11 protein-coding genes and 1 pseudogene are annotated in these 12,778 nt (G+C 59.6%); 6 read left to right on the forward strand and 6 right to left on the reverse strand.

The features are described 5' to 3' along the window. Positions 1–128: 128 nt before the first annotated feature. Positions 129–1,121, reverse strand: coding sequence for a class II fructose-bisphosphate aldolase (gene fba, locus EOW68_RS00950; protein WP_128223302.1), 993 nt, complete (start codon positions 1,119–1,121; stop codon positions 129–131). A gap of 199 nt (positions 1,122–1,320) precedes the next feature. On the opposite strand from fba, the gene EOW68_RS00955 reads away from it, so the two are divergent. The 3 genes from EOW68_RS00955 (at position 1,321) to EOW68_RS00965 (ending at position 4,148) form a co-directional block, all read left to right on the forward strand. Continuing rightward, positions 1,321–1,713, forward strand: coding sequence for a CBS domain-containing protein (locus tag EOW68_RS00955; RefSeq protein ID WP_431358683.1), 393 nt, complete (start codon positions 1,321–1,323; stop codon positions 1,711–1,713). A 140-nt stretch (positions 1,714–1,853) separates the two neighbouring features. Then, on the forward strand, positions 1,854–2,864 hold the full coding sequence (gap, locus tag EOW68_RS00960) for a type I glyceraldehyde-3-phosphate dehydrogenase (protein WP_128223304.1): 1,011 nt from the start codon (positions 1,854–1,856) through the stop codon (positions 2,862–2,864). 69 nt (positions 2,865–2,933) lie between these two features. Next, positions 2,934–4,148 (forward strand): phosphoglycerate kinase, encoded by a 1,215-nt coding sequence (locus EOW68_RS00965; RefSeq protein ID WP_128223305.1) that lies wholly within the window; start codon positions 2,934–2,936, stop codon positions 4,146–4,148. Between the two features lie 8 nt (positions 4,149–4,156). Here EOW68_RS00965 and lpdA read toward each other — a convergent pair whose 3' ends face one another. After that, positions 4,157–5,572: a dihydrolipoyl dehydrogenase gene (gene lpdA, locus EOW68_RS00970; protein WP_128223306.1), complete on the reverse strand. Its 1,416-nt coding sequence runs from the start codon at positions 5,570–5,572 to the stop codon at positions 4,157–4,159. Between the two features lie 312 nt (positions 5,573–5,884). Between lpdA and glpK the strand changes: the two genes are divergently transcribed. Further along, positions 5,885–7,420, forward strand: a complete 1,536-nt coding sequence (glpK, locus tag EOW68_RS00975; RefSeq protein ID WP_128223307.1) for a glycerol kinase GlpK — start codon at positions 5,885–5,887, stop codon at positions 7,418–7,420. A gap of 210 nt (positions 7,421–7,630) precedes the next feature. On the opposite strand, the pseudogene EOW68_RS00980 reads toward glpK, so the two are convergent. Beyond that, positions 7,631–8,089, reverse strand: a pseudogene (locus tag EOW68_RS00980) (helix-turn-helix domain-containing protein); the annotation flags it as partial. A 134-nt stretch (positions 8,090–8,223) separates the two neighbouring features. Between EOW68_RS00980 and EOW68_RS00985 the strand changes: the two are divergent. Continuing rightward, a complete protein-coding gene (locus EOW68_RS00985) occupies positions 8,224–8,811 on the forward strand; it encodes a DUF302 domain-containing protein (protein WP_431358684.1) in 588 nt (195 codons plus the stop codon). A gap of 15 nt (positions 8,812–8,826) precedes the next feature. Here EOW68_RS00985 and EOW68_RS00990 read toward each other — a convergent pair whose 3' ends face one another. Both EOW68_RS00990 and EOW68_RS00995 read right to left on the reverse strand, forming a co-directional pair. Further along, entirely contained in the window at positions 8,827–9,183 is a 357-nt protein-coding gene (locus tag EOW68_RS00990; protein WP_128223309.1) for a 4a-hydroxytetrahydrobiopterin dehydratase, read from the reverse strand. Positions 9,184–9,222: 39 nt separating this feature from the next. Further along, positions 9,223–10,002, reverse strand: a complete 780-nt coding sequence (locus tag EOW68_RS00995; RefSeq protein WP_128223310.1) for an SDR family oxidoreductase — start codon at positions 10,000–10,002, stop codon at positions 9,223–9,225. Positions 10,003–10,303: 301 nt separating this feature from the next. Between EOW68_RS00995 and EOW68_RS01000 the strand changes: the two genes are divergently transcribed. After that, positions 10,304–10,942, forward strand: a complete 639-nt coding sequence (locus EOW68_RS01000; RefSeq protein ID WP_128223311.1) for an RNA 2'-phosphotransferase — start codon at positions 10,304–10,306, stop codon at positions 10,940–10,942. Positions 10,943–11,063: 121 nt separating this feature from the next. Here the strand turns inward: EOW68_RS01000 and EOW68_RS01005 are convergent, their stop codons facing one another. After that, the gene (locus EOW68_RS01005) at positions 11,064–12,650 is read right to left on the reverse strand and encodes a class I adenylate-forming enzyme family protein (RefSeq protein ID WP_128223312.1); all 1,587 of its coding nucleotides are present in this window, start codon (positions 12,648–12,650) and stop codon (positions 11,064–11,066) included. Positions 12,651–12,778: the final 128 nt, after the last annotated feature.

Raw genomic sequence — 12,778 nt, forward strand, 5'->3', positions numbered from 1 at the left:
GGCAACGGTACGGAATGATTGCAGGACATATATACTTATTTATAATCATATTGCTATGTTTCAGGATCGTTCACATATCTGTCTCATCAATCCCCAGAATCGGCCGTCGATCACCGGTGGAGGACACCCTACACGTATCGACTCTGTCCGGCGCTGCCAGACGTATGCGCCAGTTCGCCGTACACTTCCCCGATCCGGTTGCGGATCTGCCGGCCAGCGACACGCGGGTCGAAGTAGTCCTTGTTCGGCGACCACTCGACGTCGTTGAAAAACGACTTGCGGTCGCCACCGGCACCCTCCGGTGGGACGATCGATTCGTCGTTGTTCCGGTAGAGATCGTAGGCAGTTCGGGTGTACTCGTACTGGTACCGGGTGTCCTTGTTGATCTTGCAGATTCCGTGTTCGATCATTCGCTGGAGCTGTTCGGACTGGATACCCGAGGCGCCGTGTAACACGAGCGGCGTGTCGAGTCCGTGATCTCGCAGTGCGGTCCGGATCTCACCCGCGAGATCGGGGCGCAGTTCCAGATCTGCACCCTTGGCGACGCCGTGCTGGGTGCCGACCGAGATGGCCAGCAGATCACAGCCCGTCCGGTCGATGAACTCGACTGCTTTCTCGGGATCGGTGTAGAAAGCCTCCTCGGCGACGATCTCGTCTTCGACACCTTTGATCGTTCCCAGTTCTGCCTCGACGAGGATATCGGCTCCGGCGGAGTCGATCATCTCGACAACTCGTTTGCTCCGTGTGACGTTTTCCTCGAACTCCTCGTGGGAAGCGTCGATCATGATCGAGGAGGGGATATCCAGTTCGACCTGTCGCTGGATCGTATCGAGGTCTGTCTGGTGATCCATGTTCAGAAAGACGCCGATGTCGTACTGGTCTGCGATCAGTTCGATGTAGTTGCCCATCGCCTGCAGCCCTGCGATCGGATCACCGTTGCCTGCGAAGGTACAGGCACCGTTGCTCATCTGCAAGAGCAGATCCGAGTCGACGCGCGCGGCCCCCTCGATCAACCCGATCAACGTGTTCGGTTCGGCGACGTTGCTCGCGATCAGCCCGAACTCCCCTGCAAGCGCGTCCTGGTATACCGATGCTAGTTCCGTTCCTCCGTGATAACCCACTGTCTTTCACCTAACCCAGATTGCATGCCAGCATTGTTAAACCCTCTCATGGTCGGTGCTCCGTTACGGTGTGTATCCAGCGTCCGTCTTTCAGGGACGACGGCGACAACTGACGGCAAGAGTATCTCTGATATTCTGGTACGAATTCTGAACAGGAGGGACCATTAATTATTAATGGTTAATGTCCGATACTGCTGACATGGACAGAGAAGGTGTTCCAACCAGACAGCTGATGACGCCCGACATAATCACCGTCACTCCTGCCACGCCAATCGATGAGGCGGTCAACACACTGATAGAGAACGACATCAGCTCGCTGATCGTCGTCGACGACCACAACAAACTGGCTGGCGTCATAACGAGTAACGATATCCTGAGCGTCGTCGCGGACGACGACCACGGCACAGATGGGACTGTCGAAGAGTACATGACAGATGAGGTGGTCACGATCGATCCGGACGACGACATCCAGACTGCAGCCGCGAGAATGATCACGAACGGTATCTCACATCTCCCGGTTGAAGACGACGATGGGATCATCGGGATGCTCTCGACGACGGATATCACGGCCTACTCGGTGTCGCGCGCGTAACCCGACCCGGACCCACTGCCGGTTTCGGCCGCAGATAGTACCTACGACGGATATTACTGGTAGTACTATCTCTCGTAGCAGTATGCACGCACCGAAATACCTTTGTTGGTGTCTGTTATACTGTCACACGGAGAACTATTATGAGTGCAAATGATCCAGTCCGGCTCGGAATCAACGGGTTCGGTCGAATCGGGCGGTGCGCGTTTCGGTATGCATTGAACAACGACGACGTCAAAGTCGTCGGCGTCAACGACGTGATGAACTTCGAGCAGATGGAGTACCTGGCGAAGTACGACACGAACCTCGGTAATCTGCCGGCAGAGACGGAACTCGACGGGGACCAGCTCCACGTCGACGACGAGGTCGTATCACTGTACAACATCCAGAGTCCGGCAGAACTGCCGTGGGACGACCTGGACGTCGACGTTGCCGTCGAGTCGACAGGAATCTTCCGGACGAAAGACGAGGCATCGGCCCATCTGGACGCCGGGGCCAACAAGACGCTGATCTCGGCACCACCGAAAGGTGACAAACCCGTTCCGCAGTTCGTCTTCGGTGTCAACGAAGACGAGTACGACGGTGAAGATATCGTCTCGGGTGCGTCGTGTACCACGAACAGCGTCGCACCGCCGATGTACGTCCTGCTGGAGGAGTTCGGTGTCGACTCGGCGGAGATGACGACCATCCACGCCTTCACGGGGTCACAGGCAATTGTCGACGGCCCCAAGAACAAGGTCCGTCGGGGGCGGGCTGCCTCGGAGAATATCGTCCCGACGACGACCGGCGCGTCGACCGCGACGACGGATATTCTGCCCGAGTTGCAGGGGAACTTCGAGGCGATGGCCGTCCGCGTGCCGACAGCGGCCGGTTCGATCACCGAGATCGTCGCCGATCTGGACGGCAACCCCGGGCCGGACGAGATCAACGACGCGATGGAAGAGTACGCCAACGGCGAACTCGAAGGTTCGATGGGAGCGACCGACGACGAGATCGTCTCTAGCGATATCGTCGGCTGGGAGTACGGCTCCTGTGTGGACATGAAACAGACCAGCACGGTCGAAGGTGGCGATCTGGCGAAGATCTTCGCCTGGTACGACAACGAGATGGGGTACACGAGCCAGATGATGCGACTCGCCAAGTACATCGCCTGACCGTCCCGACCGTTTTTTGTACCGCGAACAGATAGCGCGCCCTGATTGCCCCCAAGCAGTTAACAACAGATGCCCGAATACAACACACTCGACGACCTCGACCCCGGCCAGCGCGTACTCGTCCGACTGGATCTCAACTCGCCGGTCGAAGACGGCACAGTGCAGGACAACAACCGGTTCGACCGGTACAGCGAGACTGTCCGCGCGCTCGCCGACGACGACCACCGTGTCGCGGTGATGGCCCACCAGAGCCGACCCGGCAAAGACGACTTCGTCTCGCTCGAACAGCACGCCGCCATCCTCGAAGACCACGTCGACCGGCCAGTACAGTTCGTCGCCGACACGTTCGGCGAGGCGGCCAGAGATGCGATCGAGGATCTCGACGCAGGCGAGGTTCTCGTGCTCGAAAACACCCGGATGACCGACGACGAGTTACCCGAAAAATCCGCAGCAGAACACGCCGAAAGCGAGTTCGTCCAGACGCTCGCACCGCTTTTCGACGCCTACGTCAACGACGCCTACTCGGTGGCTCACCGGGCACACGCATCGACAGTCGGCTTCCCGCCCGTTCTGCCGGCCTACGCCGGCCTCGTGATGGAACGGGAGTACGAGTACAACACGAGCGTCGCCCAGCGGGCCTTCGACGGCCCCGTCACGATGGTCGTCGGCGGGAACAAATCGAAAGACGTGATCAACGTCGCCAACAACCTCGGTAAAAAGGTCGACAACTTCCTGCTCGGGGGGCTGCCCGGTGAACTGTTCCTGCGTGCCGAGGGGTATCCGGTGGGACACGATGTCGGCGAGATGGCGATGCTCGACGACCAGTTCGAAGCGACCGAGGAGACGCTGGAATCCTTAGTCGAGAACCGACGCGACGAGTTCGGACTCCCGTCGGATTTCGCCTACGAGGCCGACGACGGGGGCCGCGCCGAGATCGCACTCGACGAGATCGAACAGAAAGACGATCCGTATCTCGACATCGGACACCGGACCATCGATTCGTACGTTCCCGTCATCGAGGAGTCAGAAGCTGTGTTCGTGAAGGGGGCGGTCGGCGTCTTCGAGGACGAACGGTTCGCCGACGGCACAGTAGAACTGATCGAGGCGATCGCCCGGACCGACTGTTTTTCGGTGATCGGCGGGGGTGACACAGCCCGGGCGCTCGATATGTACGACATCGACGAGGACAGTTTCGATCACGTCTCGATCGCAGGTGGTGCCTATCTCAACGCGCTTACCGGGAAAGAACTCACAGCAGTCGAAGTGCTCAAATCCTACGCCTGACCGTCTGTTCAGTGAGTGTGGATCGCTTCCCCCTTCGCGTCTTCTGCGGCCTCTGCTAGTGCTTCCGGGAAGGTCGGATGAGCGTGGATCGTGTTCGCGAGATCGTCCAGGTGTGCCTCCATCTCCATGGCGAGTGTCGCCTCGGCGATCGAGTCAGATGCGCGGGCGCCGACGATCCGAACGCCGAGTAGTCGCTCGTCCTCGTCGGCGATCACTTTGACGTAGCCCGCAGTCTTGTTGGCGGTCTGGGCACGCCCCGAGGCCGTGAACGGCACGCGTCCGACCATGACGTTGTAGTACTCCTCTCTGGCCTCTGTCTCACTCATGCCGACGACGGCGACCTCCGGATCGGTGTACATGACCGCGGGGATACACCTGTTGTCCATCGACGTCTCCTCGCCGGCAGCGGCTTCGGCAGCGACTTTCCCCTCTCTGTACGCGACGTGTGCCAGATGGGGCTGGCCTGCGGCGTCGCCGATACAGTAGATGTGCTCGTCGTCCGTCTGCATCTGGTCGTCCGTGTCGATGAACCTCCGTTCGGTCAGTTCGACGTCGGTCGCGTCGATGTTCAGCGGGCCGAAGGCACTCTCGGGTTCCCGACCTGCTGCGACGATGATGTAGTCTGCCGAGAGCCGCAACTCCTCATCCTCGTGGTCGGCAACCAGGACCGGTCGTCCGTCCTCGTACTCGACGTGGTCGGCCATCGTCGAGGTGTAGATGTGCTCGCTGTACATATCGCTCGTCTCCTGGATGGAGTTGACGACCTCTTCTTCGAACATCGTCAGCACACGGTCGCGTGCCTCGACGACCTTGATCGTCGACCCGAACTTCGCGAACTTCGTGACCGCTTCCATCCCGATGTACCCCCCACCCACGACGACGAGTTCCTCTGGAACCTCTGGGACCTGTAACACCTCTCGTGAGGAGATGACTCGGTCCTGTTCGAACTCCAGTCCGGGAATTTCGATCGGTGTCGAGCCGGTCGCGATGACTGCGTTGTCACAGGAAACCTGCTCGGTTCCCCCATCGTTTTTGTCGATGTCCACTGTCGTCGAATCGACGAAGCTGGCAGTTCCCTCGACGTACCTGACGTCGTGGTGATCGAGACTCCGCAAAATCCCGTCGTCGAGTGTTCTGATGACGTCGTTTTTCCACTCCTGTACCTCCTGGAAGTTGACGCCGATCTCCCCCGTCTCGATGCCGATATCGTTCCAGTGTGCGATATCTTTCTGGAACCCGGCTGCGTGGATCAGCGCTTTCGCCGGAATACAGCCGTGGTTCAGACAGACACCGCCGACGGTCTCCTTTTCGACGAGTACGACATCGAGCCCCTTCTGTGCCCCCCGGATCGCCGCCGTGTAGCCACCCGGCCCTGCACCGATGACGACCAGATCTGTCTCCGTGGTGTTGTCTCCGTCTACCATGTTAGTTCACGAACATTCTGTCTGTTCTTCACTTCTTTCGCTCACCCGACGCATAAATCTAGTGGGTAGCTCACGTATCACACTCCGTCGGAGAGCCAGATGGAGCTATCGGCGACGAGCTCAGTTATCTCAATCCTATTTTCGCCCCCGTAATTCATAAAAAATAATTAAATATAACTATCGAACTCTATAGTTTCATATCTGTTTGTATCTCGAACAGACATTGCACATACCATTATCAATTTAAGACCCTACGGGGTTAGGCGAGGGGGGCCGGAACTGAGTCCCCAGTCTCTAATAGAGTTGATTACAATGGCAGACAACACATACGTTGGTGCGATCGATCAGGGAACGACAGGAACGCGGTTTATTGCCTTCGATCACGGCGGAAAGGTGGTCGGAAGCGCCTACAAGAAACACGAACAGATCTATCCGGAGCCGGGCTGGGTAGAGCACGACCCGATAGAAATCTGGGAGAATACCAAGGACGTCGTCAAAGACGGACTGGTAGATGCGGGAATCAGCGCGGAGCAACTGGAAGCGATCGGGATCACCAACCAGCGTGAGACCACGATCGTCTGGGACGCGGAGACGGGGCAGCCGGTGTACAACGCGATCGTCTGGCAGGACCGACGGACGACGGATCGTGTCGAGGAGATCCAGGAAGAGGACAAAGTCGAGTGGATCCGTGACAAGACGGGGCTGGAGTGTGATGCGTACTTCTCGGCGACGAAAGCCGAGTGGATCCTCGACAACGCCGATCCGATCAAACAACAGCGCGCACGGCCGAAGGACGTGCGTGAGCGCGCCGAAGCCGGCGAGTTGATGATGGGAACGCCGGATACGTGGGTCATCTACAATCTGACGGGCAACCAGATCACCGACGTGTCGAACGCATCGCGGACGATGCTGTACAACATCGAGGATCTCGACTGGGACGACGAACTGCTCGAAGAGTTCGACGTTCCACGTGAGATGCTGCCGGAAGTTCGCCCATCCTCCGACGAGGAGACCTACGGCTCGACCGACGCGGACGGCTTCCTCGGCGCAGAGGTGCCGGTTGCCGGCGCGCTGGGTGACCAGCAGGCTGCACTCTTTGGCCAGACCGGATTCGACGTGGGGGACGCGAAGAACACCTACGGGACTGGGTCGTTCTACCTGATGAACACCGGCAACGAGGCCGTCGCATCCGACCATGGACTGCTGACGACCATCGGCTTCCAGCGGTCTGGTGACGAAGTCAAGTACTGTCTGGAGGGCTCGATCTTCATGACCGGTGCAGCCATCGAGTGGCTGGAAGATATGGAGCTAATCGACGACGCAGCCGAAACTGCGGACATGGCACGCTCCGTCGAGGGAACAGATGGTGTCTATCTCGTCCCGGCCTTTACCGGCCTCGGTGCCCCGCACTGGGACGGTCGCGCACGGGGGACTATCGTGGGGATGACTCGCGGGACCCGGAAAGAGCACATCGTGCGAGCGACGCTCGAATCGATCGCCTACCAGACACGCGACGTCGCCGAAGCGATGGAGGCCGACTCCGGCGTAGACACGACGAGCCTGCGTGTCGACGGTGGTGCAGTCAAGAACAACTACCTCTGTCAACTCCAGGCAGATATCATCCAGACGGAGATCGTCCGACCGGTCGTCGACGAGACGACCGCGCTGGGCTCGGCCTACGCGGCCGGACTCGCCGTCGGCTACTGGAGTGATCTGGACAGCCTGCGAGAGAACTGGCAGGTCGACCGCGAGTTCGACGTGCAGATGGATCAGTCCGAGGCAGACCAGCTCTACAGTCGCTGGGACGACGCCGTCGAACGCTCGCTCGACTGGGCCACCGAGGAGTAACTCCCTCGCGCTGTTCGAACCCGACGGCGACCATTCTCGTTTTTTATTGGAATCGTTCGCTTCGACGATTTCCAGATCGCTCTCCCCTTGACAGTAGAAGTAATTACTCGTCTTGTATATCGATTCCGTCCCGAGGCTGACCCAATCCATACCGGTCTCGGTCCCGCGTTACTGTGGTCTCCATCGACCCGACTGTCCCGTCTGTCGCGTGTCAGCTTCAGCATCTCTCGGCGGCTCTGATCGCTCGTAGCGGAGTCCGGCTTCTTTCATCAACCGCCGACAACTCGGCTTGGAGTACTCCACACCGAACCGATCCGCCAGGCACTGCTGGACGAGCGCCGGTGTCCACGACTCCCTGTCGTATCCTGCAGCTTCCGGCGACTCCTGGAGCAGTTCGGTCAACTGCTCGTGCTGGCCCGGATCGAGTTTGCGAGGGCGACCGCTCCGGTCCCCGTCGTAGACGGCATCGACGAGCGAGCCCGATTCGAGACGCGTGAGCCAACTGTAGATCGTTCGCCGCTGGACGTCGTACCATTCGGCAAGCTCCGTCTGTGTAATTCCGTTTTTGTACGCGATCGCTGCCGTCAGGCGTACTGTGGCCTTTTTGCCCTCGACGTCTTCGAGGGCCCGTTGCAGTTGTTCGACCGAGACGTCCGTGAGATGCTCCATCGTACTCTCCTACAAAATATGAGTAAGTAGTTCTAACGCTAGTGTGGTGATTCTTCCGGGTTGTTCAGGAGAGTCCAAATTGATTCGACATTCCTGACGCCAAATTTTAGGTTTGTCTCCTGTGGAGTAAACATGTGGACCGAAGAACAGTACTCGCATTCGGTGGCGTCGCTACCGTCGGTTCGCTGGCCGGTTGTCTCGGGAGCGACGACGACGGCAACGGAACCGAGGCAAACGAGACAGAACTGAACGAGACAGAGACGAACGGGACGGAGATGAACGATTCAGAAACGAACGATTCGGAGACCGATACCGATATGACTCAACCAGAGGACACAGGCGTCGTGACTGTACAGGCCGACGAAGACAGCGTCGATGCGGCGTTCGATCGTATCAGATCGACGATCGAGGACAACGAGGGACTCGGCGTCGTCGCCGAACTCGATCACCGTGAGAACGCTGCGAGTGTCGACATGGAGTTGCCACCAACACGCGTCATCTTTTTCGGAAATCCACAGGCTGGAACGCCGCTGATGCAGACCTCCCAGCGGGCGGGGCTGGATCTCCCCCAGCGGATGCTCGTCTGGGACGACGACGGCGAGATCAAAATCTCCTACAACGATCCGGAGTACATCGCCCAACGCCACGGAATCGAGGGGCAGGCGGATCTACTGGACAACATCGCCGGTGCGCTCGAAGGGATCGCGACGGGCGAAATGTAGCCTCGAGAATCCGTTTTATTCGTCGGGTGCGTACTCCTCGTGCATCCGGTCCATCCGGGCTGCCATCACGAAATCAGTCTTGTGGAGGCCGTCGATCTTGTGGGTCCACATCTCGATGCGCACCTCGCCCCACTGCAGGTGAATATCCGGATGATGCCACTCCTCCTCGGCCAGTTCGCCGACCTCGTAGGTAAACTCTAAGGCGTCGCGGAAGTCCTCGAACTCGTAGGTCCCCTCCAGATGGTGTCCGTCGACGACCTCCCAGACCGACTGTTCGATCTCGTCGAGATACTCCGTGTACTCGGCTTCGGTCAGCGGTTCGTCATCTGACGTGCACGCCTCACACGCCTGGTCTGCTAGTGCTTGTGACATTACGTGACTGTACTGGGGCCTCCTGCTTGTAGGTTTGTGTCATCCGGTATTGGTCAGACCACCGTCGACGAGGATCGATTCACCGTTGACGAAGCTACTCAGATCACTCGCCAGAAAGAGCGCAACGTTCGCGATCTCCTGGGTCTCGGCGTACCGGCGCTGTGGGGTCATCCGTCGCAACACCTGATCCTGAATACGGCCGCGGATTCCATTGCCGAGGCCGGACTCGGCCATCATCTGTGTCTCCGCGAACCCGGGGTTGATCGAGTTGACGCGGATTCCTTCCGGCCCGAACCGGTCCGCGAGCGCGTAGGTGAGCAGCCGCACTGCCCCTTTCGACGTACAGTAGGTCGGAAATCCGCTCGCGCCACTGTAGCCCGCAGCACTGGACATGTTGATGATCGTTCCGTCTCCCCGTTCGACCATTTCGCGGGCCGCAGCCTGCGCACCGAAGAAGACTCCTTTGACGTTGACGTCCATCATCTGGTCGTACTCCGCTTCCGTCACCTCCAGAAACTCCTCGGTCCGGAACAGGCCGGCGTTGTTGACCATGATGTCGATCCCACCGAGTTCGTCGGCAGCCTCCACCGCGACTGCCAGATCGTCTGCACTCGTCACGTCACAGTCGACGTGGTAGGCATGCTGGTCCGTCTCCTCTCGGATCAGTTCGTGTGTCGGCCGCCCACCCTCTCGGGGGTCGGTCCGGATGTCGGCGACGATGACGTCCGCTCCATTCCGAGCGAAGGTTCGACTGATCGACCGACCGAAGCCACTCGCTGCTCCCGTTACGACTGCTGTCTTCCCGTCCAGTAACGCCATGCCACCACTGACAGCGGCCGCTTTGTTAAGAGCTATCCCACCTGTCGTTTCAGTATGAGAAACTCCGTCTCTCCGTCTGAGACGGTCCTCCATCGTATTTACACTTCCACCGTCAACACACTCGTATGCGCCCAAGCAAGACGCAACTCGCAAGCATCGTCGCAGCAACAATCGTTCTTTTCGGCCTCTACCGTGTGCGGAGTCGCAGTGGCGACTCGGCCTGATCAGGTGAGGCCAGTTCGATCCCGAGTAGCAACGTCTTTGCTACACCAGCGCCGAGTACAGACAACTGGACGCGTCGATGACAGACCCAATCTACCGCTGCTCGGACCACGGGTTTCAGACAGCACAGCACTGTTCGGAGTGCGACGAACAACTACCGCAGGTACTCTCCGGCTCCCGGCGACGACAGCTCTCGAAGTTCATGAGCGGCGCACTTCGTCACTTCCCCGAGGATGTCGGGCTCACAGTCGACGACTACGGCTGGACGCCCACGTCAGAGCTGATCGCCGCTGTCGGCGACAACTACGACTGGGCTGACAGCCAGACAGTCGAGGCAGTCGTCTCCCAGGACCCGAAAGGGCGTTTCGAACGCCGAGGCGAGCAGATCAGAGCCGCCTACGGCCATTCTGTCGACGTGACGATCGAGCGGGGGGCAGTCGACGTCCCCGACACGCTGTATCACGGAACTGCCCCCGACAATATCCCGTCGATCGAAGCAGATGGGCTCCGCTCGATGAACCGCCAGGCTGTTCATCTCACCGACAGCGAAGACGAGGCACGAACGGTCGGCGAGCGCCACGCTGGCGATCCGATCGTTCTTCGGGTCTCCTCGAAAGCACTGCAAGAGGAGGGACTGGAGATATCGAAAGACGGGAAGTTCATCTACACAGTCGATCACGTTCCGCCAGCGTGTATCGAGAACCTTCCCAAATACTAGGGCAGCGACTCATAGTGATTGTTGCGAGTCTGTACCGCTCTAGCGACGCAAATTCTGTGTTACACGCCGTGACACGTCGATATCCGTGACTCGGTCACGAAAATAACCGCAACAATCACTATCACTCCGAGCCGTACGCCTCGGTGAGTTGCTGGCGATCGATCTTCCCCGGTCCACTCGTCGGCATCTCGTCGACGAAGACGAGTGCTTTCGGAACTTTGAATCTGGCGAGTCGATCCGCTACGAACGCCTGTAGCTCTTCGAGGGTGAGCGAATCGTCGCCTTCGATAACTGCCCTGCCGACCTGCCCCCACGTCTCGTCCTCGATAGGAACGACGATGGCCTCCGTGACTTTCGGGTGGTTAGTGAGCACGTCTTCGACTTCGGGCGGGTAGACGTTCTCGCCACCGGAGACGAACATGTTCTTCTTGCGCCCCTCGATGGAGTAGTAGCCATCCTCGTCGACGCGGGCGAGATCACCCGTCGACACCCAGCCCTCACGGAAGGTTTTCTCGCTCTCGTCGGGACGTCGCCAGTATCTATTGCTGGCGTGCGGGCTCGCCAGTTCGAGTTCGCCTACCTCCCCCTGGGGCAGTTCGTTGCCGTCGTCGTCGACGATCCGGGCGTCGACGTAGAGAGCTGGCTGGCCGATCGTCTCGGTTTTCTCCCGTGGGTAGGAGTCGGGCATCGCGAAGTTGTTCGGGCCACACTCTGTCAGCCCGTACCCCTGCGAGGGCGTGATACCGCGTTCACGCCAGGCGTCGACGACCGACTCCCGTGCGGGTCCCCCGCCACTTTTGACCAGCCGGAGCGAGGAGAGGTCGGTCTCCGCCCACTCGTCGTGGTCGGCCATAAATCGGAGGATCGCGGGGACGGAGACCAGCACCGTCGCGCTGTGCTCTTCGACGAGAGTGAGTACCTGCCCGGCGTCGAACTCGCGTGCGATAATAACCGTTCCGCCGAGATGGAAGAAGGGAATCGTCAACACGTTCCAGCCGCCGGTGTGGAACATCGGAAACACCATCGGCGTCACGTCGTTGTCACGCAGTCCCCAGGAGAGAATGGTGTTGAATGCGTTCCAGATGATCCCCCCGTGGCTCAGGACGACCTGTTTGGGGAGGCCCGTCGAGCCGCCAGTGTGCAAGAACAGATGCGGATCGGAGAGCGCGATGTCGGCACGCTCGACCGGAGAGCTGTCGTCCGGGAGCCGTTGCTGGTACCCGGTCCACTGCACCGGGTCGGTCTCGTTTTGCTCCGAACCATCCTCTGCCGGCAGTATCAGGATCGTCAGCTCGTCAGAAGCGATGTCGCTGTCGTCGAGAGCGTCCTGAATCTCCGCGGCGAACCGTGGTTCGACGACCAGCAGCTGCGGTTCGATATCCGCGAGCATCTCGGCCAGTTCCCGCGGTGAGAGCCGAAAGGAAAGCGGCGCGAGGATGGCACCCACCTTCGCGGTGGCGAAGTACAGATCCACGAGTTCCGGCCGGTTTCGCGAGACGACTGCGACCCGATCCCCGCTCTCGACGGCTGTCTCCCCCAGCAGCCGGGCTGTCCGGTTCGCCCGCCGGTCGAGGTCGGCGTAGCTGTACTCCTCGCCCGTATCGGCGTCGACGAGGCCGATCCGATCCGGGGTGAGCCGTGCTCGCCGCTCACTCAACCCACCGATCCACTCGTAGGGTCGATCACTGTGGTCGTGAACTACTGTCATGATGATCTCTTTGCCCACAATGGGACAGCGTACCCAGAACTGTGGGGCCCGTATTCATTGGTTTTTGGGTCGGCTGAACCGCGAGACAGAATCGACTCGTCTCGAATTCCGACAGAAACCACTCGGTC

Origin of the sequence: Halovenus amylolytica, from assembly GCA_004015825.1 — an archaeon.
Lineage (GTDB): Archaea > Halobacteriota > Halobacteria > Halobacteriales > Haloarculaceae > Halovenus > Halovenus amylolytica.